At 64.6% G+C, this 25,817-nt stretch carries 24 protein-coding genes; 13 read left to right on the forward strand and 11 right to left on the reverse strand.

Going from position 1 to position 25,817, the window contains the following annotated elements:
• Positions 1 to 16 precede the first annotated feature (16 nt).
• The 6 genes from DES43_RS12770 to trhO all read right to left on the reverse strand — a co-directional run bounded on the left by DES43_RS12770 (position 17) and on the right by trhO (position 4,805).
• Positions 17 to 265, reverse strand: a complete 249-nt coding sequence (locus DES43_RS12770) for a hypothetical protein (RefSeq protein WP_084496406.1) — start codon at positions 263 to 265, stop codon at positions 17 to 19.
• The gene (locus DES43_RS12775) at positions 262 to 1,248 is read right to left on the reverse strand and encodes a cation diffusion facilitator family transporter (protein ID WP_035024283.1); all 987 of its coding nucleotides are present in this window, start codon (positions 1,246 to 1,248) and stop codon (positions 262 to 264) included. The genes DES43_RS12770 and DES43_RS12775 overlap by 4 nt, the downstream gene beginning before the upstream one ends.
• 14 nt (positions 1,249 to 1,262) lie before the next feature.
• The gene (locus DES43_RS12780; RefSeq protein ID WP_035024284.1) at positions 1,263 to 1,949 is read right to left on the reverse strand and encodes a GNAT family N-acetyltransferase; all 687 of its coding nucleotides are present in this window, start codon (positions 1,947 to 1,949) and stop codon (positions 1,263 to 1,265) included.
• A 96-nt stretch (positions 1,950 to 2,045) separates the two neighbouring features.
• Positions 2,046 to 2,801 carry an SDR family oxidoreductase gene (locus DES43_RS12785; protein WP_035024285.1) on the reverse strand — a complete coding sequence of 252 codons (756 nt, stop codon included), beginning with the start codon at positions 2,799 to 2,801 and terminating at the stop codon, positions 2,046 to 2,048.
• Positions 2,802 to 2,979: 178 nt separating this feature from the next.
• Positions 2,980 to 3,714 (reverse strand): tellurite resistance TerB family protein, encoded by a 735-nt coding sequence (locus DES43_RS12790; RefSeq protein WP_051520418.1) that lies wholly within the window; start codon positions 3,712 to 3,714, stop codon positions 2,980 to 2,982.
• A 164-nt stretch (positions 3,715 to 3,878) separates the two neighbouring features.
• The gene (trhO, locus tag DES43_RS12795) at positions 3,879 to 4,805 is read right to left on the reverse strand and encodes an oxygen-dependent tRNA uridine(34) hydroxylase TrhO (RefSeq protein WP_035024601.1); all 927 of its coding nucleotides are present in this window, start codon (positions 4,803 to 4,805) and stop codon (positions 3,879 to 3,881) included.
• A gap of 193 nt (positions 4,806 to 4,998) precedes the next feature.
• Between trhO and DES43_RS12800 the strand changes: the two genes are divergently transcribed.
• Together DES43_RS12800 and DES43_RS12805 are read left to right on the forward strand one after the other, a co-directional pair.
• Positions 4,999 to 5,877, forward strand: coding sequence for an N-acetylmuramidase domain-containing protein (locus DES43_RS12800; protein WP_035024603.1), 879 nt, complete (start codon positions 4,999 to 5,001; stop codon positions 5,875 to 5,877).
• Between the two features lie 71 nt (positions 5,878 to 5,948).
• Positions 5,949 to 6,593 carry a 2-dehydro-3-deoxy-phosphogluconate aldolase gene (locus tag DES43_RS12805; protein ID WP_035024290.1) on the forward strand — a complete coding sequence of 215 codons (645 nt, stop codon included), beginning with the start codon at positions 5,949 to 5,951 and terminating at the stop codon, positions 6,591 to 6,593.
• Between the two features lie 85 nt (positions 6,594 to 6,678).
• Here DES43_RS12805 and DES43_RS12810 read toward each other — a convergent pair whose 3' ends face one another.
• Both DES43_RS12810 and DES43_RS12815 read right to left on the reverse strand, forming a co-directional pair.
• Positions 6,679 to 8,499, reverse strand: a complete 1,821-nt coding sequence (locus DES43_RS12810) for a peptidoglycan L,D-endopeptidase MepK (protein WP_425352065.1) — start codon at positions 8,497 to 8,499, stop codon at positions 6,679 to 6,681.
• 210 nt (positions 8,500 to 8,709) lie between these two features.
• The gene (locus DES43_RS12815) at positions 8,710 to 10,209 is read right to left on the reverse strand and encodes a sigma-54-dependent transcriptional regulator (RefSeq protein ID WP_051520419.1); all 1,500 of its coding nucleotides are present in this window, start codon (positions 10,207 to 10,209) and stop codon (positions 8,710 to 8,712) included.
• A gap of 149 nt (positions 10,210 to 10,358) precedes the next feature.
• Here DES43_RS12815 and DES43_RS12820 point away from each other — a divergent pair, with 149 nt between their 5' ends.
• The 8 genes from DES43_RS12820 (at position 10,359) to DES43_RS12855 (ending at position 18,811) form a co-directional block, all read left to right on the forward strand.
• Positions 10,359 to 12,209 carry a M3 family oligoendopeptidase gene (locus tag DES43_RS12820; protein WP_035024292.1) on the forward strand — a complete coding sequence of 617 codons (1,851 nt, stop codon included), beginning with the start codon at positions 10,359 to 10,361 and terminating at the stop codon, positions 12,207 to 12,209.
• Positions 12,210 to 12,222: 13 nt separating this feature from the next.
• On the forward strand, positions 12,223 to 13,374 hold the full coding sequence (locus DES43_RS12825) for an aminodeoxychorismate synthase component I (RefSeq protein ID WP_035024294.1): 1,152 nt from the start codon (positions 12,223 to 12,225) through the stop codon (positions 13,372 to 13,374).
• Positions 13,323 to 13,988, forward strand: coding sequence for an aminotransferase class IV family protein (locus DES43_RS12830; protein ID WP_035024609.1), 666 nt, complete (start codon positions 13,323 to 13,325; stop codon positions 13,986 to 13,988). Before DES43_RS12825 ends, DES43_RS12830 begins: the two co-directional genes overlap by 52 nt.
• A 151-nt stretch (positions 13,989 to 14,139) precedes the next feature.
• Positions 14,140 to 15,603, forward strand: coding sequence for a homospermidine synthase (locus DES43_RS12835; RefSeq protein ID WP_035024295.1), 1,464 nt, complete (start codon positions 14,140 to 14,142; stop codon positions 15,601 to 15,603).
• A gap of 83 nt (positions 15,604 to 15,686) precedes the next feature.
• A complete protein-coding gene (gene omp10 / locus DES43_RS12840) occupies positions 15,687 to 16,067 on the forward strand; it encodes an outer membrane lipoprotein Omp10 (RefSeq protein ID WP_035024296.1) in 381 nt (126 codons plus the stop codon).
• Between the two features lie 118 nt (positions 16,068 to 16,185).
• Positions 16,186 to 17,247, forward strand: coding sequence for a ferrochelatase (gene hemH, locus DES43_RS12845; protein WP_035024297.1), 1,062 nt, complete (start codon positions 16,186 to 16,188; stop codon positions 17,245 to 17,247).
• A 124-nt stretch (positions 17,248 to 17,371) separates the two neighbouring features.
• Complete coding sequence (locus DES43_RS12850) at positions 17,372 to 18,325, forward strand: SPFH domain-containing protein (protein ID WP_035024300.1); 954 nt, start codon at positions 17,372 to 17,374, stop codon at positions 18,323 to 18,325.
• 18 nt (positions 18,326 to 18,343) lie between these two features.
• On the forward strand, positions 18,344 to 18,811 hold the full coding sequence (locus DES43_RS12855) for an NfeD family protein (protein ID WP_035024303.1): 468 nt from the start codon (positions 18,344 to 18,346) through the stop codon (positions 18,809 to 18,811).
• Between the two features lie 6 nt (positions 18,812 to 18,817).
• Here DES43_RS12855 and DES43_RS12860 read toward each other — a convergent pair whose 3' ends face one another.
• The gene (locus DES43_RS12860; RefSeq protein WP_035024306.1) at positions 18,818 to 19,273 is read right to left on the reverse strand and encodes a DUF411 domain-containing protein; all 456 of its coding nucleotides are present in this window, start codon (positions 19,271 to 19,273) and stop codon (positions 18,818 to 18,820) included.
• A gap of 105 nt (positions 19,274 to 19,378) precedes the next feature.
• On the reverse strand, positions 19,379 to 20,371 hold the full coding sequence (locus DES43_RS12865) for a KpsF/GutQ family sugar-phosphate isomerase (RefSeq protein WP_051520420.1): 993 nt from the start codon (positions 20,369 to 20,371) through the stop codon (positions 19,379 to 19,381).
• Between the two features lie 180 nt (positions 20,372 to 20,551).
• On the opposite strand from DES43_RS12865, the gene DES43_RS12870 reads away from it, so the two are divergent.
• Entirely contained in the window at positions 20,552 to 22,099 is a 1,548-nt protein-coding gene (locus DES43_RS12870) for an outer membrane beta-barrel protein (RefSeq protein WP_245514573.1), read from the forward strand.
• A gap of 69 nt (positions 22,100 to 22,168) precedes the next feature.
• On the opposite strand, the gene galU is transcribed toward DES43_RS12870, so the two are convergent.
• A complete protein-coding gene (gene galU / locus DES43_RS12875) occupies positions 22,169 to 23,053 on the reverse strand; it encodes a UTP--glucose-1-phosphate uridylyltransferase GalU (RefSeq protein WP_035024308.1) in 885 nt (294 codons plus the stop codon).
• Between the two features lie 210 nt (positions 23,054 to 23,263).
• On the opposite strand from galU, the gene DES43_RS12880 reads away from it, so the two are divergent.
• A complete protein-coding gene (locus tag DES43_RS12880; protein ID WP_035024310.1) occupies positions 23,264 to 24,490 on the forward strand; it encodes a lytic murein transglycosylase in 1,227 nt (408 codons plus the stop codon).
• An 87-nt stretch (positions 24,491 to 24,577) separates the two neighbouring features.
• The gene (locus tag DES43_RS12885) at positions 24,578 to 25,801 is read left to right on the forward strand and encodes a DUF459 domain-containing protein (RefSeq protein WP_133675509.1); all 1,224 of its coding nucleotides are present in this window, start codon (positions 24,578 to 24,580) and stop codon (positions 25,799 to 25,801) included.
• Positions 25,802 to 25,817 lie beyond the last annotated feature (16 nt).

The raw sequence follows: 25,817 nt of genomic DNA on the forward strand, positions 1-25,817 counted from the left end.
CCCGTATCGGGCGCCTTTACCTGCCGTTGCGGCTCCGGGAGCGGAGCCAGAAAAACGCAAACGGCGCAATCAGCACCAGCCCCATGAACACGCCGCCGAGCACCGGCGAGATGTTTCCGACCGCCAGCATGATGGTCGGGACGAAATAGAGGAACGTTCCGAATACTGCGAGAATGAGAAAGGTGGCGAGCGCCGTCTGTCTGGTTTCACGGTCCATCGTCGTTCCTCGGCAGGCTGCGGCCGCACGCATGTCGGCCTTGTTCAATGTTGGTGCGCCTGCTTTGCCACGTCGCGCCCGCAATGGCCATGGTGTTGGTCATGATCGCCGTCGCCGTCCGCACAGCGGTCGAGTTCCGTTTCGACGGTTGCATGCTCCACGCCATGCTCCGAAGCCAGGCGGGCCTTGATGGCGCCGACGACCACATGGGGGTCGGCCCCCTCGTCCAGACGCGCGTGGAGCGTGGCCATATGCTTCGAGCCGTCCAGAGACCACAGATGCACATGATGCACCTCGCTCACGCCGGCGACGCTGGCCCTGAGATCGGAGGCAATCGCATCGCGGTCGAGCGTCTCGGGCGTGCCCTCCAGAAGCAGATGCGCAGCCTCGCGCATCAGCCGCCACGCGGTCGAAAGGATGATGACGGCCACCAGCACCGACAGGATCGGATCGATCGGGTTCCAGCCGGTGGCGAGGATGATGAGCGCAGCGGCAATCGCCGCCACGGAACCGAGCAGATCGCCGACCACATGCAGGATCGCGCCGCGCATGTTGAGGCTTTCGCGGTCGCCGCCGTGCAGGATCAGAAAGCCGGCGATGTTCACCAGCAGGCCGAGCGTGGCGATGACCAGCATCGGCGCACCGAGAACAGGCGGCGGCTCCATGAAACGCCGCCACGCCTCGTAGACGATCCACAGTGCAATGACGAAGATGGCGATACCGTTGGTATAGGCGACGAGGGTCTTCACCCGCCCGAAACCGTAGGACATGCGGCTGGTGGCCGGCCGTTCGGCAAGGTGGAATGCGTACCAGGCGAGGCTGAGCGCCAGCGTGTCGGTGAGCATGTGGCCTGCATCGGCAAGCAGCGCCAGAGAGTTGGTGAAGATGCCGCCCAGCGCCTCTGCGATCATGAAGCCGCCGGTGAGGCAGGCTGCGATCATCACCCGGCGCTTGTCGGTCGGGCCGTGGCCATGCGCTCCGTGATCGTGCGTCCCATGGTCGTGGCCGTCATGATCGTGCGAATGCGCCATGGGAGCGATGCCTTTCAGGCGCCGGACGCGGCGCGGAACTCTTCCAGCCTTTTCACCTGCCGGCCCTCCCCGTCGAAATTCGAAGGATCGAGCCATGCCTCATAGGCGCCTTTCAGCGCCGGCCATTCCTTGTCGATGATCGAATACCACGCGGTGTCGCGATTCGCGCCCTTGACCACCATATGCTGGCGGAAAATGCCCTCGAAACGGAAGCCGAAACGTTCTGCTGCACGTTTCGACGGCTCGTTGGCGTTGTTGCACTTCCATTCGTAACGGCGATAGCCGAGATCGTCGAAGACATGGGACGCGAACAGGAACTGCGCTTCGGTGGCCGCCGGCTTGCGCGCCACGAGCGGCCCCCAATAGATATTGCCGATCTCCGCCACGCCATTGGCCGGATCGATGCGCATCAGCGTCTGACGCCCCGCGACCTTGCCGCTGGCCTTGTCGATGACCGCAAAGAACAGCGGATCGGGACTCGCCACCGCCTTGTCCAGCCATGGCTGGAAGGATGCGCGGTCCTGCGGCGGCAGTTCCGGCAGCCAGGCGAAACGCAATGCGGCATCCGGCACCGAAGACGCCTCGAACAGTTCGTCCCCATGGCGGGCGGCATCCAGCGGCTCCAGCCTCACGGTTCGGCCTTCCAGAACCCGGCGCTCGGGGCGCGGTCTCGGCTGCCATTTGCTCAGCTCGTCGGCCATGGTCTCTCCTTGCCTGTTCACCGTACAAGGCTCACAGGAAAGCAGCCAGCGGGAAAGAACCAGCGGGGCTTGAGAAATGTCCCAGGAGAGCGGGGCTTATCCCCTGCCCACGAATGGCATCTTCGTCGCCATCACCGTCATGAACAGCACATTGGCGTCGAGCGGCAAACCGGCCATGTAGACGACCGCCTCTGCCACCCGCTCGACATCCATCACCGCCTCGACGGCAATGCTGCCGTCCGCCTGCGGGATGCCTGCCGCCATGGGCGCTACCATTTCCGTCAGGGCGTTGCCGATATCGATCTGGCCGCACGCAATGTCGAAGGGCCGTCCGTCCAGCGCCAGCGTCCTGGTCAGTCCGGTGATGGCATGCTTGGTGGTGGTGTAGGGCACGGAACCCGGCCGCGGCGCGTGAGCCGAGATCGATCCGTTGTTGATGATGCGGCCGCCCATCGGGCTTTGCCGTCGCATGGCCCCGAAGGCAGCACGGGCGCACAGGAAGGAGCCTGTGAGATTGACACCCACCACCTCGTTCCAGCTTTCGACCGGAATTTCGTCGATGGGCGCAGCCTTGCAGCCCATCCCGGCGTTGTTGAACAGGAGATCGATCCGACCAAAGGCTTCGACCGCGACACCAAAAAGATCCTCGACCTGTTCGGGCACGGTCACATCGCAGGAAACCGCGAGACCTTTTGCCTCGGCGCCCTCGACTTCACGCACGGCTGCGTCCAGCGGTTCCTTGCGGCGACCGCAGAACACCGTGTTCCAGCCATCGCGCAACAAAGCCTGCGCCACGCTCCTGCCGATGCCGGAGCCTGCGCCGGTGACGACGGCCGTTCCCTTTATTGTCATGCCAATTCCTCCAGACTGGCAGAGGGAATCGCAAATGCCGAAGGTCAAGGCAAGCATACAAAAAGGGCGGTCATTCGCGACCGCCCCAATTTGCGTACAGCGCCCGGGAGGAGGAAGGCACTTCGCCTGTGTGCAATCCTGCTCCTGCAGGGTTAACAATACCTTAACGGCTACAACGTCACCAGGGCGAGCCGGGGACCGGTGCCGGCTGCGGGGCGCCGGACGACGTGACCGTCGCCTCGATGTGATCGACAAGCTGATCCGCCAGACCGAGGCGCCCGGCCAGCAGATCGAGATAGCCGCGTTCCGCGCGCGTGTCGGCATCGACGGCAAGACGCGAGGCGGTGTAAAGCTCCACCTTCTGCGCTTCGGTTCTGGCGGCCGCCACCAGCGTGTCGAGGTCGAGCGGCGATTCCAGTTCTGCCTTGAGGAAGCTTTCGGCCTCGGCATCCAGCCCCGACAGGCTGAGCTTCTCGCCGATGCGCCGCTTCTCGTCGTCATCGATCCGGCCATCGGCCCTGGCGGCCGCGATCATGGCGCGCACCAGCGTCAGCGCGAACTCAGCCTCGCCCTGCGGGGCCTGCGAGGGATGGAATTCGGTATCCTCGGGCGGGGGCAGCAGAACCTGTTCGTCGGCCTGTGCGGGTTCAGCCGGCTGCCTGCCGTTCTGGTAATTCTGATAGGCTTTGTAGGCGAGCCCGCCGATGGCGGCCAGACCGCCCAGCTTGAGCGCCGCGCCGCCTACCTTGCGGCCCGGTTGGGTGCCCAGAAGAACCGCTGCGATTGCGCCGGCCGCGAGTGGATTGTCCCTGGCCATCTGCACGGCCTGCCCGGCCTTGTCGCGCACGGTACCGGTGGTTCCGGGCACTTGCGAGCCGAGAAGGTCGTCGAGAAGTTTCTTGGGATCGAACATCGGCACCTCCGCTGGAGCAATTTCAGGACATCTGGAAACCCGGTTTCCGTTCGGAATTGCGTTAACGCCCTCATCCCGGTCGGCGGTTTCCTGTCGGGGACAGGTAGGGCGGCGACCATGTCATTACAATGACGCGGGTCACGCAAGCCCGCACAAAAAACGGATCAGCTTCCGATATGCTCCCTGCCCCGCCTCGCCGCCAGTTCGACCTGGCGCTGGCGCTCTGCATAGCGCGCCCGGTCCTCCTCGGAGCGGCTGTCATGGCAGTAATCGCATGAGATGCCGGGGCTGTATTTCGCAGAAGCGCGTTCGGCCGGGGTGAGCGGGTGCCGGCAGGCGCGGCACAGTTCCGCCTCGCCTTCCTCCAGCCCGTGCGTCACGGAAACGCGCTCGTCGAAGACGAAGCATTCCCCTTCCCACAGGCTTTCTTCGGCCGGCACGTCCTCCAGATATTTCAGGATGCCGCCCTTGAGATGGAACACATCGTCGAAGCCGAGCGACTTCACGAAGGCTGTTGCCTTCTCGCAGCGAATGCCGCCGGTGCAGAACATGGCGATCTTGCGATTCTCCAGTTCACCCCGGTGTTCCTCCACCCATTCCGGAAATTCGCGGAATGTAGCCGTGCGCGGATCGACCGCGCCCCTGAACGTGCCGAGCGCCACTTCATAGTCGTTGCGCGTATCGATGACGATCGTGTCCGGGTCGGAGATCAGCTCGTTCCATTCGGATGGAGCGACATAGGTGCCGACGCTCGTTTGCGGATCGATGCCATCGACCCCCATGGTCACGATTTCGCGTTTCAGGCGAACCTTCATGCGGTGGAACGGCATTTCGGCCGCATGGCTGTATTTGACTTCGAGGCCGGTCAGCTCCGGCTGGGACGTGAGCCAGGCGACCAGTTCGGCAATCGCCGCCTCGGTGCCGGCAACCGTTCCGTTGATGCCTTCGCGCGCGAGAAGCAGGGTGCCCCTGATGCCCCGCCCGCAACAGAAGGCGGCAAGCGGCGCGCGCAGTTCCCCGAACCGTTCCAGCCGGCAGAAGCGGTAGAGGGCGGCGACACGGAAAGACGCAGGGGCGATGGTCTCGTTCATGATGCCGGGCGTAACGTTTCCGGGCCGTGGATTCAAGATGCCGACACGCCACGGCCACCAATGCGGAAAAGCCATGCGTTTCCGCTGGTTGAAGCCCCGCATGTGCTGTCGCGGCAAGAGATTTGTGCCCGCCCTGAAAATCTGGCCGAAACTTCTCCCGCCAAAAAATGTTTTCAGCAAAGAGGTCGGGCCGATGTTCAACGATGCCGTCATCACAGAAGCGAATGCCGCGGCAGCGCTGGCCGGGATCGAGCCGGCCGCCCTGCTTGCCGTCATGGAGGTTGAAAGCGGCGGTCGCCTGTTTGCCGTCGTGAATGGGCGCAACGAACCGCTCATCCGCTTCGAGGGGCATTATTTCGATCGCCGCCTGACAGGCAGCAAGCAGGCACGCGCCCGCGAACTCGGCCTTGCCGCGCCCGCGGCTGGCGCGATCGCCAACCCCTCCACACAGGCAGGACGCTGGGCCCTGCTGGGCAAAGCCACGCAAATCGATGCAAGGGCGGCCTATGAATCGACCTCATGGGGCATCGGCCAGGTCATGGGCGCACACTGGCTGTGGCTCGGCTTCGCCAACGTCCAGGCCCTTGTGGCCGAAGCCCGTTCAGGTGCCGGCGGCCAGATCAGGCTCATGGTGCGCTATATCGACAAGGCCGGGCTGATCAAAGCGCTCAACTCACACGACTGGCAGGCTTTCGCGCGCGGCTACAATGGCCCCGGCTACGCGAAGAACGCCTACGACAAGAAACTGGCTGCCGCCTATGCCCGCCGGGCGTCCGGCGCGAAGCAACCTGCCGGCACCGGCCCGCTGCTGCGGCTGGGCTCGAAGGGCGAGGCGGTTGCGGATATCCAGAACCGCCTCGTTCGGCTGGGCTATCCGCTTCAGGTAGACGGACAATTCGGTCCTGCGACACGGGAAGCCGTGCGCCGTTTCCAGAAGGACGGGGGCCTGGCGGCGGACGGAATCGTCGGCGCAAAAACCCGAGCCGCGCTGACCGAAACCGTTCCCGGACCAGTCTCGCGCTGGTGGAGCGCCGTGAAAAGCGGCCTCGCCCGCATTCTGGGCAGAGCCTGATTTCAGGCTTCATGGACTTGCAATCCGGCCCATGTTAAATCGGTTGAAATTTGCATTGTCGAAAGATTGCCATGTCGAACAAGTCCGAAAAACTGGTTTCCCTGCTCGCCGGCCAGCCGGTGATTCCGGTGCTGAGGATCGCCGATGCGAAGCAGGCGGTGCCGCTCGCCCGTGCGCTTGCGCGGGGTGGCCTGAAGGCCATCGAGATCACGCTGCGGACCCCGGACGCCCTTGAAGCGATCAGGCGCGTGGCGGGCGAGGTCGAGGAATCCGTCGTCGGCGCCGGCACCATCCTCGATCCTGCGCAATACGACGCCGCGGCACAGGCCGGCTCGCGTTTCATCGTCAGCCCCGGCATCACCAAGGAGCTTCTGAAAGCCTCTGCCGACAGCGACATCCCGTTTCTGCCGGGGGCGATCACACCGGGCGAGATCATGGCCGCCAGACAGGTCGGCCTGACCTTCCTGAAGTTCTTCCCCGCCGAGCAGGCCGGCGGCGCAGCCTTCCTCAAGGCACTCGCCTCCCCGATCGCCGACGTGAAATTCTGCCCCACCGGCGGCGTCAGCGCGACCAACGCAGCCGGCTATCTCGGCCTGCCGAATGTGATCTGCGTCGGCGGTTCATGGGTTGCGCCGGACGATCTCGTCGTCAACGGCGAGTGGAGCCGGATCGAGGATCTGGCCCGCGCGGCGGCCGAGCTGCGCAAGCCGGCCTGACGACGGAAACAAAAAAAGCGCCTGCATGACAGGCGCTTTTCAGATCGGCTTTGTCGTCGGCCTCAGGCGGATCCGCTCCGAGACCTCAGTTCACCTTCGACTCGAAGCGCGCGACGGACAGGAAGTTCACGGCAGTGCCGGTGAACTGATTGGCCCTGGCCATTTCGTTGCGGGCCTGGAAGCCGGTGGTATAGACCTCGGTCGGCGCCGTGCGGACCAGATTGTAGGCATAGCGCGGCGCGGTGGCCGCGTTGGAGGCCTTCACCACATAGTCGCCGGAGTTGAGCGCCCAGCGCGCCCGCTCGGGCGCGGCCGAGACGACCACGGCCCTCGGTTCGGACCTTGCGACTTCGGCGGTCGGGCGGGCCGACTTGCGCGTCGTCTTTACGTTTCCGCCGATTGCGCCAGCCGGATCGGCCGGTGTCCCGATGGCTGCGGCGCGCGGCGATGCAGGAGCGGCATCGACACCCGTCGGATCGGCGAAGGCCGAACGCGGAGTGGGAATTGCCGCAATCTGATATTCCTCGTCGCCTGCTTCTTCGAGCAGGGCCTTGACCTCATCACCCGGACGGGCGCTCGGCACCACCGCCAGCGTATCGGCGGTTGGTACCGCCTCATCGGATGCCAGTGCCAGAAGCGCCGATGCATTGTCGGACGCAGGCGCAAGCTGCGGGCGGAAGCTCGGCACCGGAACCGCTGCCGCCGGAGCCTCGCTGGAGGCCACCTGGGATGCCGGCTCGCCACTCGCCTGTGCGAAGGGCACATCTTCAGGCGTCGGGCGAAGCGCTGCGGTCTGCACCGGGCTGACATCGGCCACGCCGAATGGAACCGTATCGGGCGTCTGCACGCCCACATCCGCCTTGGGGCGCGGCGCCGCGCCGGGCACGGGAATGCTGCGCACCGGAAGCGCTGCGATGATCGTTTCCGGAGTCTCCTGCGGTTCCTCCGCAAGCTCCGGGACTTCCGCGCGCCTTGCCTGATCAGGCGAGATGACGGCGATGCCCGGCAGATTGCTCTGTGTTCCGGCAGCCGGTTTCCTGGCAGCCGTGGCGACGGGCTTCTTCGGGGCCGGAGCGGCGGCAACGGCCACGCCGTTATCCTCTTCCTCGTCGGCTCCGCCGCCGAACAGTGCCGCAAGCAGGCCGCCGGACTTGCCGGACTTGCCGGAACCGGAAGTGGTGGGGCCGGCGAGAGCGATCGCAGGCGAACCTGCCGCGCTGCGCGACTTGTAGGCGGCGAGAGCCTGCTCGTAGCCGGGCAGCGGCTTGCCGTCGCTGGGAACATGCAGCGTCTTGCCGTTCGGGAAGACGCTTGCCAGTTCCTTGCGGCTGATGCCGGGCCAGTGGCGGACATTGCCGACATCCATATGGACGAAGGGCGAGCCCGAGGTCGGATAGTAGCCGACGCCGCCACCCTGCATCTTGAGGCCGATATCGCGCAGCTTCTTCAAGGGCACGCCCGGGATGAAGAAGTCCATCGCCTTGCCGAGCATGTGCTGGCTTTTCTGGGCGACACCCTTCGAGCGGCCGCGCAGCATGTTGTTGGTCGCAGGCGAGCGATAGGCGCTGACGACGTGGATATATTCGCGCGAGCCGGTCGCCCGGTAGGCTTCCCACACGAGGTCGAGCAGGCGCGGGTCCATCTTGGTGGGCTCGTTGCGACGCCAGTCGCGCAGGAAAACGTTCAGCTTTTTCAGCCCGGCCTGGTCGTAGCGCCCGTTGCGCTTGAAGACGATTTCCGCCTTCTCCTTGGTGTGCAGATTATGGAGCTTGAGCGCCCTCACCTCCGCCTGCGCGGCGGGGGCGGAAACCGTGTAGAGACCGAAAGCGCATACCGCCGCCACCAGCCATCTGGTGATGCTGCCGCAGGGATGCCGACCGTTTTTGTGCCGTTCGCTTCTGTTCAAATCAAAAGGCCTTGCAGGCTGCCGTTTGTCCCCGGATTTGAGCAAACGGATATGGATTAACCAAATCCGAATATCAATCCTAATGGTTAATCATCGCTTATTGAAGCCCAAATGCGGTGACAGCGTGGCAGCCCGAAGGCCGAAAAGGTGCAAGGCGGTGTATGGTTAATCAGAAGTTTAATCAGATTTAACAAAACCTTATCGAAAGTTTCACGAGTCGCCACAATTCGCGGCGTCGGTGCCTGCGACATTACGGACAGCGTCCGGGTCGATCCCGTATTCCCTGAGCTTGCGGTAAAGCGTCGAACGGCCGATGCCCAGCCGGCGCGCAACCTCGCTCATGCGCCCGTTATAATGGTCGATGGCGAAACGAATCATTTCCAGTTCGGTGGAGGCGAGTGCGCGCACCTCGCCACGTTCGTCCAGCATGGAAACGAGGCCGGGCTGAGGTTTCGGCTCGCGGCACGCTGCCGCCGCCGCCGGAACGGACGCCGCCACTGCGGTGGCGCCGTCACGATCGTCGAGACTGATCCCGCCTTCCACCTGCGCCCTGATCTGCGGGAACTCTGCTTCGGTCAGCATGTCCCCTTCACAGAGCACGGCGGCGCGGAAAACCGCGTTCTCGAGCTGCCTTATATTGCCGGGCCAGTCGTAAGCCTGAAGCAGCGCCAGAGCTTCCTCCGATATGCCGCGTGGCGGCTTGTCCACGCCCACGGTGCGCAGGAAGTGGCGCACGAGCAGCGGAATGTCCTCACGCCGGTCCCGCAGCGGCGGCACGTAGATCGGAAACACATTGAGGCGATAGAACAGGTCCTCGCGAAACCGCCCTTCCTTCACCTGCTGGATCAGGTCGCGATGCGTGGCGGAGATCAGCCTGATGTCGACCTTCACCGTCTGGCGTCCGCCAACCGGGTCGACCTCGCCTTCCTGCACCGCGCGCAGCAGTTTCACCTGCACATCGAGCGGCAGGTCGCCCACTTCATCCAGGAACAGCGTGCCGCCGTCCGCTTCCACGAACTTGCCGACATGCTTTTCCATGGCGCCGGTGAAGGCGCCTTTCTCATGACCGAACAGGATCGATTCGACCAGATTTTCGGGGATGGCCCCGCAATTGACCGTTACGAACGGCTTTTTGCGACGGTCGCTGCTGCCCTGTATGGCGCGCGCAACCAGTTCCTTGCCGACGCCGGATTCCCCCTCGATCAGGATCGGAATGCGCGAGGCGGCCGCCTTCTGGCCGAGCCGCACGACCCGGTCCATGGCCGGACTGTGCGTCAGCAGGTCCCTGAAGGTCAGCACACCGGCGCCACGCCTGGCGGCGCTTCGTGTCCTGCCCTCCGCTGCCCCGACCTTCAGCGCCCCCGAAATGGCCGCCTGAAGACGCTCTGGCGAAGCGGGCTTGACCACGAAGTCGAAGGCGCCGTTGCGCATGGCCTGCACCACCGTATCGATGCCGCCCTGCGCCGTCTGCACGATGACCGGTACGCGTATGTCGCGCTCGCGCATCGCCTTGAGCACGCCGATGCCATCGAGGCCGGGCATCGCAAGGTCCAGTATGGCGACCGAAATATCGTCCTGCCCGTCGAGCGCCAGGAGGCCGGCTTCCCCGCCATCGGTGACCACGGCCCGGTGGCCGAATTTCGAGACCGCCGCCTCCAGCAGCCTGCGCTGGACCGGATCGTCATCGACTATGAGCACGGAACCTGACATGAATGCCCGAACTGCCCGCCTGTTTTCCCCTATGGATCAACATGGCACAGGGTTCTAAATAAGGTTTCAAAAAAGCCGGTGAACGAATTGTTTCGCATTTGACCGGCTTTTCGCCCCGCATCGAACAAAGCAGACCCGAAAGGTTTCCCATGCCCAGCTTCCCGGACAGACAGTTTGCCGCGCCATCTGCCGCTGCCGCGCTCGCGAAGGCGGACCTCGGCGATCTGCCCGAATGGAACCTCTCCGACCTTTACGCCGGCATCGACGCGCCGGAGCTGAAGCGCGATCTGGAAAAGGCCACCGGCGACGCCACTGCCTTCGAGGAGCGGTGGAAGGGCAAGCTCGCCGCCGAGGCCGGGCGCGGCAGCCAGGGCAGGCTTGGCGAGGCCATGCGCGAATATGAAGCGCTCGACGAGCTGGCAGGCCGCATCGGCTCCTATGCCGGACTGCTCTATACGGGCGATACCTCCGACCCCGTCCGCGCCAAATTCTATGGCGACGTGCAGCAGAAGCTGACCGATGCCGGCTCGCATCTGTTGTTCTTCGGGCTGGAACTGAACAAGATCGACGATGCGCTGATCGAAAAGGCACTGTCGGAGGACCCCGCTTTCGGCCACTACAGGCCGTGGATCGAGGACCTGCGCAAGGAAAAGCCCTACCAGCTCGAGGACCGCGTCGAGCAGCTCTTCCATGAAAAGTCGGTCACGGGTCGCGGTGCCTGGAACCGCCTGTTCGACGAGACCATGACGGGCCTGCGCTTCACGGTCGACGGCGAGGAACAGACGCTGGAGCCGACCCTGAACCGCTTGCAGGATGCCGACGGCGAGGTGCGCCGCAAGGCTGCCGAAGCGCTGGCCGCCACCTTCTCGAAGAACATCCGCACCTTCACGCTGATCACCAACACACTGGCCAAGGACAAGGAAATTTCCGACCGCTGGCGCGGCTTCCAGGACATTGCCGACTCCCGCCACCTCGCCAACCGCGTGGAGCGCGAGGTCGTGGACGCGCTGGCGGCAGCTGTGCGCGAAGCCTATCCGCGCCTGTCGCACCGCTACTATGCCATGAAGGCGCGCTGGCTCGGCATGGAAGCCATGAACCACTGGGACCGCAACGCGCCGCTACCGGAGACGCCGCAGGCGGTCATCGGCTGGAACGAAGCGAAGAACACGGTGCTCGACGCCTATCACGGCTTCGCGCCGCAGATGGCCGGCATCGCCCGCCAGTTCTTCGACCGCAACTGGATCGACGCCCCGACGCGGCCCGGCAAATCGCCCGGCGCCTTTGCCCACCCGACAGTTCCGTCCGTGCATCCCTATGTGCTCCTGAACTACATGGGCAAGCCGCGTGACGTGATGACGCTGGCACACGAGCTCGGCCATGGCGTGCATCAGGTTCTGGCCGGCGGACAGGGCGCGCTGATGGCCGCCACGCCGCTGACGCTGGCCGAAACCGCCTCGGTGTTCGGCGAGATGCTCACTTTCCGCTCGCTGCTCGACCGCACGACCGACAGGCGCGAGCGCAAGGCCATGCTTGCCCAGAAGGTCGAGGACATGATCAACACGGTGGTGCGCCAGGTCGCCTTCTACGAATTCGAGCGCAAGGTGCATACCGAGCGCCGCAATGGCGAGCTGACATCCGATCAGCTGGGCCAGTTCTGGATGGACGTGCAGGCCGAAAGCCTCGGGCCGGCAATCAGGCTGCGCGACGGCTACGAGACCTTCTGGGCCTATATCCCCCACTTCATCCACTCGCCCTTCTATGTCTACGCCTATGCGTTCGGCGACTGTCTGGTGAACTCGCTCTACGCCGTCTACCGGAATGCCGAAAGCGGCTTCCAGGAGAAGTATTTCGACATGCTGCGGGCGGGCGGCACGAAGCATCACTCGGAACTCCTGAAGCCGTTCGGCATCGACGCCACCGATCCGGGCTTCTGGCAGACGGGCCTCGGAGTCATCTCGTCGCTGATCGACGAGCTGGAAGCTCTGGACAAAGCAGCCTGAACACGGGGCAGGCGTGACGGACGCTCCCTTCATTCTCTTCCGCAACGACCCGGCCGGCGATGAAACGCTGTTCGGGCGACCCTCGGAGATCGTTGCGCCTTTCGGGCCAGCCGAGTTCGATAACGCCTGGAAGCGGCTTCAGGCCGCCCATGAGGCGGGGAAATGGCTGGCCGGCTATGTCTCCTATGAGGCCGGCTACCTGCTGGAACCGAAGCTCGCGCCATTGCTGCCGGAGGGCCGGCGCGCGCCCCTGCTTTGCATGGGCATCTTCGACGCGCCGCAGGAGCGGGGCATTCCCGCCCCTGCCGATGCGGCGAGCAACGGGCCGATCTACGATGCGCGGGCAAGCTGGTCCTTCGCGGACTATGTAAAGCGCTTCGCCCGCCTGCACCGGCATCTGCGCGAAGGCGACTGCTATCAGGGCAACCTGACCTTCCGCGTCGATGCGCAGTGGACGGGCACGCCTGCGGCCGCGTTCGACGCGCTGACCGGGCGCCAGCCTGTGCGCTATGGCGCGCTGGCTTCGCTGGGCGCCGGCCCCGTCGTGCTGTCGCGCTCGCCCGAACTGTTCTTCGAAGTAGACGCCGACGGCTGGATCGAGACCCATCCCATGAAGGGCACCGCGCCGCGCGGGGCAACACCTGCGCAAGACGAACGATTGAAGGATTTCCTGCGCAACGACGAGAAAAATCAGGCCGAAAACCGGATGATCGTCGACCTGCTGCGCAACGACATTTCGCTGATCTCGGAAGTCGGCTCGCTCCACGTGCCGGAACTCTTCCGCATCGAAAGCTACCCGACCGTGCACCAGATGGTGAGCAGGGTGCGCGCAAAGCTCCTGCCCGGCCTGTCCTTGCGCCGCATCTTCGCCGCCCTCTTCCCATGCGGGTCGATCACCGGCGCACCCAAGATCAGGGCGATGGAGATATTGCGCGAACTGGAAACCGGCCCGCGCGACGTCTATTGCGGCGCCATCGGCTGGGTCGCGCCGGGTGGAGAAATGCGCTTTTCCGTCGCCATCCGCACCATCTCGCTCTTTGCCGGCGGCGAGGCCATCTACAATGTCGGCGGAGGCGTGGTGTTCGATTCCACCGCCGAAGAGGAATATCGGGAATGCCTGCTGAAAGCCCGCTTCGCGACGGGAACGGTCCCGGCTTCAAGCTGATCGAAACGCTGCGCTGGGAGCCGGCGAGCGGCTTCCTGCGGCTGGGGCGGCATCTGGACCGCCTTGCCGGTTCGGCTCGGGAACTTGGCTTCAGCTACGACCCGGGCAGGACCCGGCAGGCGCTGGAACATGCCGTCGCCGGAAAAGAAATGCCGCTGCGCCTGCGCCTGCTTCTCGAACCGAACGGCTCGCCGGAGGCAACGGCACAGCCGTTCCAGCCTCTGCCGGAAGGCGCGGTCTGGAAGCTGCGGCTGGCGGCTGCACGCCTCTCCTCCACCGACAGGCTGCTGCGCCACAAGACCACGCGCCGCGAGACCTACGAACGGGCCCGCGCCGAATATCCCGCGACCGAAGCGGATGAGGTTCTGCTGTGCAACGAGCGCGGAGAGATCTGCGAAGGCACGATCACGAATCTCTTCGTGGAGTTCGGCGACGGCATCCTCGTCACCCCGCCGCTCGGCTGTGGGCTTCTGGCAGGCGTATTGCGCAAGGAATTGATCGATCAGGGCCGCGCCGTGGAAGGTGTGATGACGCCTGAAACGCTGGGCTCCGCACGCGCGATCTTCATGGGAAACTCCCTGCGCGGCCTGATTCCGGCGCGCCTGCTGCCGTAGCGTAAGCGCCTTCCGCCGCTTACCATATTGCCAGATTGGCATGCAACGACATCGAACCTGGCGGGTTTCACTGGTATGTGACAAATATCTGTGATTGTTGCGCCAGGCTGCGCAAGGCTGACGACAGCGCACCAACAGGAGCGAGCGAAGAATGGCGAATGCGAAGTGGCCGGTTCACGGCGAGATCACCGGCCCCATCGTCATGATCGGTTTCGGCTCCATCGGGCGCGGCACGCTGCCGCTGATCGAGCGCCATTTCCGCTTCGACAAATCGCGCCTGACCGTGATCGATCCGCGCGACACCAACCGCAAGCTGCTGGACGAGCGCGGCATCGCCTTCGTTCAGGAGGCCGTGACCCGCGACAATTACAAGGATTTGCTGACACCGCTGCTCACTGCGGGGGAAGGTCAGGGTTTCTGCGTCAACCTGTCGGTCGACACCGGCTCCGTCGAGCTGATGCGGCTGTGCCGTGAACTGGGCGTCCTCTATGTCGATACGGTGATCGAGCCCTGGCTCGGCTTCTATTTCGACGACAAGGCGGACAATGCATCCCGCACCAATTATGCCCTGCGCGAAACGCTGCTCAGGGAAAAGCGCAAGCGGCCCGGCGGCACCACCGCAGTCTCCACCTGCGGCGCCAATCCCGGCATGGTTTCCTGGCTCGTCAAGCAGGCGCTCCTCAATCTGGCGGGCGACCTCGGCATGGCAATCGGCGAGCCGCCGGCACCGCAGGACCGCGACGGCTGGGCGAAACTGATGCGCGACGCCGGCGTCAAGGGCATCCACATCGCCGAGCGCGACACGCAGCGGGCGAAGAAGCCCAAGCCGCTCGGCACCTTCTGGAACACATGGTCCGTCGAAGGTTTCATCGCCGAAGGTCTCCAGCCGGCCGAACTCGGCTGGGGCACGCATGAGAAATGGATGCCGAAGAATGCGCGCAGGCACAAGAAGGGCTGCGGCGCGGGCATCTGGCTCGAACAACCGGGTGGCAACACCCGCGTGAGGAGCTGGTGCCCGACACCCGGCCCGCAATATGGCTTCCTCGTTACCCACAACGAGGCGATCTCGATCGCCGATTTCTTCACCCTGCGTGGCAAGAAGGGGGGCGGCAAGAAGGGCAAGGTGCACTACCGTCCGACCTGCAACTACGCCTATCATCCCTGCAACGACGCCGTGCTCTCGATACACGAGATGTTCGGCGCCGCCGGACGCGCGCAGGAGACACAGCACGTTCTGGAGCAGAACGAGCTGGTCGACGGCATCGACGAGCTCGGCGTGCTGCTCTACGGTCACGACAGGAACGCCTACTGGTATGGTTCGCAGCTCTCGCTGGCCGAAGCGCGCAAGCTGGCCCCCTATCAGAACGCCACCGGGCTTCAGGTCAGTTCCGCCGTGCTTGCCGGCATGGTCTGGGCGCTCGAAAACCCGCAGGCCGGCATCGTCGAGGCCGACGAAATGGACTACCGGCGTTGCCTCGAGATCCAGTCGCCCTATCTTGGCCCCGTGAATGGCTATTATACGGACTGGACACCGCTCGAGAACCGCCCCGGCCTGTTTCCGGAAAATATCGACGCAAGCGATCCGTGGCAGTTCCGCAACATACTGGTGCGATAGGTCTGGGCGTACTCCGTCCGCACAGCTTGCAATCGCGCCGAAATCGCGCAATTGAACAAGGGCGGATCGAGGAGAAGCGCAACATGAACACCCCCCGTAGACTTGTAACGGCAGCCATCGTTCTGGCGGCCGCCGGTGCACTCGCTGCCTGCACCACCAGCCCGCCCCCTCCTCCCGGTGGCGGTGGGGTCGCGCGCAGCGGCGTCGAAGGCTCGTGGATCGATGCCCAGGGCACTGGCCTTTCGACCTTCAGCGGCGGTGTCTTCCAGACCGTGGCAACGGATACCGGGCAGAAGCTCTCCGACGGCAGCTACCGCATGACGGGCCCCACCTCGGTCGAGATTTCCGGCACCTCGCTGATCCGTCAGTCGCCGATCAGCTTCAACTGCCTGATGATCTCCACCAGCCAGCTCAACTGCACCAGCGTCACCGGCCAGAATTTCGTTCTGACGCGCAGGGCCTGAACCCGCCCGGAAAGGTGCATGCGGCGCGACGTCCGCCGCATGCGGGGTGCGGCTAGACGCAGCATTGCATCCTTGCGGCGCCACGCTAGTTTCTGCGGCTCGTAGAGAAAGCGAGCGCATGTCCAGAACCGACCAGACCGAAGCCCGGATCGCCACCCTTTCGGCGACGCCGGCGGGCCAGAGCGCCACCCGCCCCGCCAGGGTCGGCGTCATGCTGCTCAACCTTGGTACGCCAGACGGCACCGAGTTCAAGCCGATGTGGCGCTATCTGCGGGAGTTCCTGTCCGATCCGCGCATCGTGGAACTGAACAGGCTGGTCTGGTACCCGATCCTCTACGGGCTGGTGCTCACGGTACGGCCGAAAAAGTCCGGCGAGAACTATGCCCGCATCTGGAACCGCGAGCGCAACGAATCGCCGCTGCACACCTTCACCCGCTCCCAGAGCGAGAAGCTCGGCGCGGCCCTGCGGGACCTCGCCAATGTCAGCGTCGACTGGGGCATGCGCTACGGCAACCCCTCGACCGGCTCCGTCGCCCGCAAGCTGGTGGAGCGCGGCTGCGACCGCATCCTCTCCTTCCCGCTCTATCCGCAATATTCGGCGACCACCACCGCCACCGCCAACGACCAGCTCTTTCGCGCCCTGATGAAGATGCGGCGCGCGCCGGCGCTGCGCACCGTACCGCCCTATTATGACGATCCGGTCTATATCGACGCGCTCGCCGCTTCGATCCGCAAGCATCTCGCCACGCTCGAATTCGAGCCTGAAGTCGTCCTTGCTTCCTACCACGGCATTCCGAAGGCTTTCTCCGACAAGGGCGACCCCTATCGCCGCCATTGCCTCGAGACGACGCGCCTGCTGCGCGAGAAGCTCCGCTGGGGCGAGGAAAGGCTGATGACCACCTTCCAGTCGCGCTTCGGCGCGCAGGAATGGCTCCAGCCCTACACCGACGCCACCGTCGAGAAGCTGGCCAGGGACGGCGTGAAACGTATTGCCGTTTTAAATCCCGGCTTTGTCTCGGACTGCATCGAGACGCTGGACGAGATCGGTCGCGAGGTCTGCGAGAAATTCCTCCATGCCGGCGGCGAGAAGTTCAGCCACATTCCATGCCTGAACGACACTCCGGAGGGCATGGCGGTGATCGAGACGCTGGTGCGGCGCGAACTGGCCGGCTGGGCCTGAACACCGCGATCCTTCATCCTGCGGGAAGGCCGTAATCCGGTTTTTTCGGAAAACCGCTTTCCACTTTCAGGCCCAATGCTTTAATGGTCCTTCGACGGCGGATGCTTTCGAAAGGTGACGGTCCATGCTCGCAGGGTTCGATATTGTCATAGTGGTGCTGGCTGTCGTTGTGCTGCTGGTGCTGTTTGCAGGCGTCAAGACGGTGCCGCAGGGCTACAACTATACCGTCGAGCGTTTCGGCCGCTACACGCGCACCCTGTCTCCCGGCCTGAACCTGATCGTCCCCTTCATCGACCGCATCGGCGCGAAGATGAACATGATGGAGCAGGTGCTGGACGTTCCCACGCAGGAAATCATCACCCGCGACAACGCCATCGTCGCCGTCGACGGCGTCGCCTTCTATCAGGTGCTGAACGCCCCGCAGGCGGCCTACCAGGTGGCCGGGCTGCAAAACGCCATCCTCAACCTGACCATGACCAATATCCGCACGGTGATGGGCTCCATGGACCTTGATGAGCTGCTTTCCAACCGCGACACCATCAACGAGCGCCTGCTGCGCGTCGTCGACGAGGCGGCGCACCCTTGGGGCATCAAGGTCACCCGCGTCGAGATCAAGGACATCAATCCGCCCGCCAATCTGGTCGAATCCATGGCCCGCCAGATGATGGCCGAGCGCGACAAGCGCGCCCAGATCCTCACCGCCGAGGGTCTCAAGCAATCGCAGATCCTCGAAGCGGAAGGCCGGCGCGAGGCCGCCTTCCGCGACGCCGAAGCACGCGAGCGTGCGGCCGAAGCGGAAGCCCGCGCCACGCAGGTCGTGTCGGAAGCCATCTCCAAGGGCGACCTTCAGGCGCTGAACTATTTCGTGGCCCAGAAATACACCGAGGCGCTGGCGAAGATCGGCTCCGCCACCAATTCCAAGGTGGTGCTCATGCCGATGGAGGCATCCTCGCTGATCGGAACGCTGGGCGGCATCGGCGAAATCACGAAGGAAGTCTTCGGCAATGGTGGCTCCGGCGGTGGCGCGCCGCGCCAGCCGGGCGCCCGCCCGCCGGTGGTCCGTTCGACAGACACCTGACCGACATCGGTGGAAACCATGATCGCGCGCGTCATTTCCGAACTCGGACCGTGGAGCTGGGTGGTCTTCGGCCTCGTCCTGCTCGGTCTCGAAATCTTCGCGCCGGGCGTCTACCTGCTGTGGATCGGCATTGCAGCGCTCATCATCGGCGCGGTGTCGCTGCTTCTGTGGGAGACCGCGTTCTGGGGGTGGCAGGTACAGGTCCTGCTGTTCCTGATCCTGTCGCTCGCCTCGGCCTATTTCGGCAAGAAATACGTCGTTTCACGGCAGGGGAATACCGACCAGCCCCTTCTCAACCGCCGCAGCGAGCAGATGATCGGCCGCACCGCGACGCTGACGGAGCCGATCCGCGACGGACGCGGCCGTGTCCAGCTCGGCGATACGCTATGGCGTGTAAGCGGCCCGGACCTGCCGGCCGGAACGCGCGTGCGCGTCACCGGCGCCGCCGACACCGATCTGGAACTGACGGTCGAAAAGGTCGAATAGGGGCGGTCAATATCTGGCGAACACACTCTGGCGTTCGGCCCCGAACAGCAGCACTTCATAGGGATCTGCCGCTCCGCCGGTCTCCATTCCCGGCGATCCCATCGGCATTCCGGGCACGGCGAGACCGGTTGCGGATGGCCGCTCTGCCAGCAGGCGGCGAACTTCCCGGGCTGGCACATGACCTTCGATGACATAGCCATCCACCATCGCGGTGTGGCACGATTGCAGATCTGCCGGAACCCCAAGCCGGGATTTCAAAGGCGCGAGATCGTCTGTCAGGCGGTCCCGGACGGTGAAGCCTTCCGCGCGCATATGTCCGATCCAGGCGCCGCAACATCCGCAACCGGGTGAACGCGCCACGTCCACGGCGGGTTGTGCCGCTACCGCATGCCTTGCAAACAGCAAGGACCCCAGACCTGCCACGGTCAGGCCCAGCACGGTGCGGCGGTTCAGTGTGCTCATCACGGTTTCCTTCCAGCAATCCCGGCCATTGTCGATACGGCACAGATTGCCACCTTCCAGCGCTGGAAGGTCAAGGCTTTTTGAGAAAGCCCGAAGGAAAGCGGATCAGGCAGCACCCACGCGCAGCAGGTCGTGGAAATGCACGATGCCGACAGGTCGGCCTTCCTCGGCCACCACCAGCGCGCTGATCGAGTGCTGGTTGAGCAGCGCGACCGCCGCGCCCGCGAACATGTCGGGATCGATGGTCTTGGGCGAGCGCGTCATCACATCGTCCACCACCGTCTCGGCCAGGTTGCGATGCAGGTTGCGGGCAAGGTCGCCATCCGTGATGATGCCGACCAGCTTGCCGTCGTCGTCCACCACGCACACGCAGCCGACGCGTTTCTGCGCCAGCGTCGCCACCGCTTCGGGCATCCCGGTGCCGGGACGTACGACCGGAATCTGGTCCCCGACGCGCATGATCTCCGCAACGCGCATCAGATTCGCTCCGAGCTGCCCGCCCGGATGGAATGTATGGAAATGCTCCGGCGTGAAGCCCCGCGCCTCCAGAAGCGCGATGGCCAGCGCATCGCCGGTGACGAGCTGCAACAGCGTGGAGGTCGTGGGCGCGAGACCGTGCGGGCAGGCTTCCGCCACGCGGGGCAGCAGAAGCACCACGTCGGATGCGCGCGCCAGTGCGGAGTTCTCGCCGGAGGTAACGGCGATCATCGGAATGGAGAAACGGCGCGAATAGGCGATGATACCCTTCAGCTCGGCCGTCTCGCCCGACCAGGACAGCGCAATGATGGCGTCGTCCGGGGCGATCATGCCAAGATCGCCGTGATTGGCTTCCGAAGGATGGACGAAGAAGGCCGGCGTACCGGTCGAGGCGAGCGTTGCCGCGATCTTGGAACCGATATGGCCGCTCTTGCCGACGCCGGTGACGATCACGCGGCCCCTGATGGCCGAAATGGTGTCGACCGCCTTGCGGAACGGGGCCGCCAGCCCGTTCTGCAACGCTTGGGCAAGGGCGTTCAGCCCTTCCTGCCCGGTGGCAAGGGTTCGCAGCGCCGATTCGACGGCTGCGTGCTGATGATCGGAGGTCTTTGGCATGGTCATGGGCGTGCGATTAGCGCGTCGGGCCTCTCGTGTCCAATAATTTGCATCCATTTCCCCACGGCAATGCCCGTTTCAACCCTCCATTAACCATCGCGATTTACGGTTCGGTAAGCATGGCGCGCCCGCGCCTTTGAGGTCGTGATGCCGCGTTTCAACTCGATATCGGGAACGGTTCGGCGCGTGGGAAAACTGCGCACGCTCATGCTTGCGGCCAGCATGCTGGTGCCGGCTTTTCCTGTCCAGGCCCAGGAAATGGAACTGCGCGGCAACATGAACGAGCCGCTGGTGCCCGATATCCGCGTGCAGCAGCCCGTGCGGTCAACGCAGACGCTGCGCGCGCTGGCCGATGAAGAATTGCCTCCGGAGACCGGCACCGCGCAAGGCATAGATTCTCTTGTCGACGCCCCGCTGGACGAGACGACGCCTCCGCCGGTGCCCCAGCCTCGACGCCGGACCGCAACGGTGGAGGAGCCCGCCGCGGAAGCCTCTCCCAATCCGCGCGCCGGCGCCATCCTGCCGGAGGAGCCGACGCGGCAGAACCTGCGCGAGGAACACACCGGGGCGATCGAACAGATACGCAGGGCACCCGAGGACGATCCGTTCGCCGCCCCCGGCATGCGGCTCGGCACTTTCCTGCTGCGGCCATCGCTCGAACAGGGCCTGACCGCCACCTCCAATGCCGATGGAAGCGCCACGGGCGAATCCGCCGTGCTGTCGGAAACCACGCTGCGCCTCAATGCCACCTCGGACTGGAGCCGGCATTCGGCCGACATCACCGGCTATACGACATGGCGCAAATCTCTCTCCGGGCAGCATCTGGATGAGGTGCGAGGCCGGATTGACGGGACGCTCAACCTGGACCTCGAACGCGACTGGCGGGCGACGGCCCGGCTTGGCTACGAGGCATCGCCGGAATCGGCATCGTCGCCGATTGCCATTGCCGGCACGGCTTCACAGCCGCTCCGCCATCAGTTCGACGGCAGCGCAGGCATCGAAAAGGCGCTGGGCAAGCTGCGGCTCGGCCTCACAGGCGAAGCGCTGCGCACCGTTTATGAGGATGCGAAACTGTCCACCGGCGGCACACTTTCCCAGAAGCACCGCGGTTCGACGCTCTACACGGCGCGGCTGCGCGCCGGTTACGAGATTTCCCCGGCCCTGACACCCTTCGTCGAAATCGAAGGCGGCAGGCGCATCTATGACGAGCGCGTCGACCCGAGCGGGTATAGCCGCTCATCCGACCGGCTGGGCGCAAGAGCGGGCACGCAATTCGATCTCGGCGAGAAATTCGGCGGCGAGCTCGCCGCCGGCTGGTTGCGCGAGAGCTTCGATGACGACCGCCTCGCCGCCCTGTCCGCCGCCACCATCGATGGCACTGTCAGATGGTCGCCGCAGCGCGGCACCGACCTGCACCTGCGCGGCTCCACCACCTTTGAGGGCGCAACCGCCGCCGGCGAGAGCGGCTCGGTGCTGTACGCGCTGCGCCTGACAGGCGAACGCCAGATCCGCGCCAACCTGACGGCCAACGCGCTGCTTGGCTTCGACTGGCGTGAGTACAGCGGCTCGGATGACCGTGATCTGATCTACACGGCCGAAGCCGGACTTACCTGGTGGATGAATCGCTATGCGGGGCTCACCATACGCGCACGCCACGAAACGCTGGACGGCAACCGCGCCGGACGTGACGCGAAGACCAACAGCATCTTCGTCGGCATTACCGCAAGGCGCTGAGCCGCCGCCCCTGCCGGCGAAACAGGCGGCATGAGCCGCCCGCTCGCGGGAGCGATCCTTGGCTGCGGATCAGACGGGCTTGATCTCGTCGAGCAACGAACGGATGGAGCCGGCCATCGAGGCGCTCAGATCGCTGCGCCACAGCGCGAACGCCACATTGGCCTCCACGAAACCTTCAGGCGAGCCGCAGTCATAGGTCCGGCCCTCGTAGCGATAGCCGTAGAAGGGCTGGTCCCTGGCCAGGCGCAACATGGCGTCGGTGAGCTGGATTTCGTTGCCCGCGCCCCGCTCCTGCCCTTCGAGAATGCCGAAAATCTCCGGCTGCAATATGTAACGGCCGTTGATGTAGAGATTGGAAGGTGCGGTGCCCGGCGCCGGCTTCTCGACCATGCCGGTGATGCGGAACCCTATGTGTGCGGCCTCTCCGCGCCCGACAATGCCGTATTTGTGCGTCTCGGCCGGATCGCATTCCTGAACGGCCACGATGTTGGACCCGGTGTTTTCATAAAGCTCCACCATCGAGGCGAGACAACTCTTGCGGGACTGCATGATCATGTCCGGCAAGAGCAGCGCAAAGGGCTCGTCTCCCACCAGTTCGCGCGCGCACCAGACGGCGTGCCCGAGGCCGAGCGGAACCTGCTGGCGCGTGAAGCTGGTCTGCCCCGGAGACGGCTGAAGCTGTTGCAGACGCTCGAGAACCTCGCTCTTTCCGCGCTGTTCGAGCGTGTCGTAAAGTTCGAACTGGATATCGAAATGATCCTCTATCACGGCCTTGTTGCGGCCGGTGACGAAGATGAAGTGCTCGATGCCGGCTTCCCGCGCCTCATCGACCACATATTGAATGACAGGCCGGTCGACCACCGTCAGCATTTCCTTTGGAATGGCTTTGGTGGCCGGAAGGAAGCGCGTGCCCAACCCGGCGACCGGGAAGACTGCCTTTCTTACTTTCTTCATAATCTAAGCGTCTCACTCTCTTAAATGCCTGGCGTCAAACGGGCCGGACAATCACATGCCGACATTGAGGAATACTGAATGGCTAAATTCAGGCGGTCCTGGCTTAAACTGCCTGTGCATATTTTCGTTCCACGCGACGCCTATGGTAAACTAAATCCTAACCCAATTCCGGCAATGGTTCGGCTTTCCGGCAGATCTCAGGAGAACCAGATGTCCGATCGCAAAGCTCGCCCCTTCCTGCGCGCCCTGACCGTGGCAAGCCTGTCAATCGCCTTGCTGCTGCCGGCAGGATCAGTTTTTGCCGATGCCGGCTTCCGCAAGTGGGTTTCCGATTTTCGCAACACCGCCGTTCAGAACGGCGTTTCCGGCGCTGTCTACGACCGGGCCTTCCGGGGGATCACCGATATCGACCCGGTCGTCCTCGAAAAGGCCCGCTACCAGCCCGAGTTCGTGGCGCCGGCATGGGACTATTTCGACAATCGCGTCCATGACGAGTCGGTCGCGACGGGACGCGAGATGGCGCGAAAGTGGAAGCCATGGCTCGACCGCATCGAAAAGCGCTTCGGCGTGGACCGCCATGTCCTGCTGGCCATCTGGTCGATGGAATCCAACTACGGCGAAATCCTCAAGCGCGACGACGTGATGCGCTCCGTGGTCCGTTCGCTCGCCACGCTGGGCTATGCCGACCAGCGCCGCGCCAAATTTGCACGCACCCAGCTCATTGCGGCACTGAAGATCCTGCAAACCGGCGACATCGACGAAAGCCATCTTACCGGCTCGTGGGCCGGCGCGATGGGCCACACCCAGTTCATTCCCACCTCCTATCAGGCCTATGCGGTCGACATGGACGGCAACGGCAGGCGCGACATCTGGAGTTCGGTACCCGACGCACTGGCTACCGCTGCCAATCTTCTGGCGAAGAATGGCTGGCAGAGCGGACGGACCTGGGGCTACGAGGTGGTTCTGCCGCCGGGCCGCAAGTTCCCGAGCGGCACCATGTCGCTCGACAAGTGGGCGTCGATCGGCGTCAGGCGCGCGAGCGGGAAACCCTTCCCCGACGGATCGCAACAGGCCGAGCTGAAGGTGCCGGATGGCCGTCAGGGGCCGGCCTTCCTTGTCATCAAGAATTTTTCGGTGATCAAACGCTACAACAATGCCGACAAATACGCCCTGGCTGTCGGTCTGCTCGCCGACGAGATCGCCGGCTATGGCGGGCTGGTGCGGGACTGGAACCGCCCCTTCACCAAGCTCAGCTTCGTCGAGCGCCAGGAGTTGCAGCAGCGGCTTTCGCAGTACGGCTACTATACCGGCAAGTTCGATGGTAAGATCGGATCCGGTTCGAGGGCGGCGATCATCGCCTTCCAGGCGCAGGCCGGCATGCAGCAGGACGGCCATCCCAGCATGGAAGTGCTGTCGCGGCTGCGGCGCAAGCAGTAGCGACCACCTGCTCACCGGGCGTCGTTTTGCAACCGGCGCTTTCCCTGGGAAAGGCCGCAAGGAGAGGTCGGCTTGGCTGTGCCAACGATGCAAAGGGTCCGACGGATCGTGAAGCCCGCTTTTGCGGGCATCATCGTGCTGGCCTTTGGCGCAGGCGCAATATTGCAGGTCTCGCCGGCATTCGCGCAGGACCTGCAATTGCGGCCATGGCTGCGCAACCTGTTTTCCCCCCGCCGCGCCGAGCGTGTCGAGCCTCCGGCAAACGTTCCCCAGAAAAGGCAGCCTAAGGCGACCGCTCCGCGCAAGAAAACCACGGTGCGCAGCAGGCCGGCCGAACCGGCTTCGCCGCCGGTGACTGTCGTTGAGAAAGCGGCGGATGCACGCGTGGTGCTGGTCGTCGGCGATTTCATGGCGAGCGGCCTCGCCGATGGGCTGACGACCGTTTTCGCCGAAAACCCTGCCGTGCGCGTGGTGGACCGCTCGAACGGCTCCTCCGGTTTCGTCCGTGACGACTACTACAACTGGCCGGGCGAGATCGGCCCCATGCTGGAAGCGGAAAAGCCGGCCGTCGTCCTGATCATGATGGGCTCCAACGACCGCCAGCAGATGAAGGTCGGCGATGCCCGCGAAGCGCCGCGAACGGAAGGCTGGACGCAGGAATACAAGAAACGCACGGTGAACTTCGGAAAGCACTTCTCCGAGGCGAAGCTGCCGTTCCTGTGGGTCGGAATGCCCTCCTTCCGGCCGGGCAGCATGACCTCGGACATGCTCGCCCTGAACGAGATCTACCGCGATGCGGCCGAAAGCGCCGGGGGCGAATTCGTGGACATCTGGGAAGGCTTCGTCGACGAGAACGGCGCTTTCATCTCCAGAGGCCCCGACATCAACGGCCAGCCGGTAACCCTGCGTGCCGAGGATGGCATCAACATGACGCGCGCCGGCAAGCGAAAGGTGGCGTTCTACACCGAAAAGCCGCTCCTCAAGCTGCTCGGCCTTGCCTCACCCAATGCAACGACGGCCGTACCCGCTCCGCTGGTCCCCGAACCCGGCTCTGCCGATGCGCCGCGGGCGCCGGCCAGCATCGACCGCACGCCGCCCATGCTGCTCAGCGATCCGGCGCTGGATGGCGGCACGGAATTGCTCGGCGCCTCGCTGCCGGTGCTGGCCAGCGAGACCGGGAAAGCGCAGGACAAACCGCAACCCGTCACCGCCTCTCCCGGCCGGGCCGACGATTTCGCCTGGCCGCCGCAGCGCAAGGCCGCCGCGGCTCCCGGAAAGGACACGACGGGCTCGGTAGCACGCGAAAACTGACCGGCGCGCATTGGCG

The sequence above is a fragment of the Aquamicrobium defluvii genome (assembly GCF_004363725.1).
Taxonomy (GTDB): Bacteria; Pseudomonadota; Alphaproteobacteria; order Rhizobiales; family Rhizobiaceae; genus Mesorhizobium; species Mesorhizobium defluvii.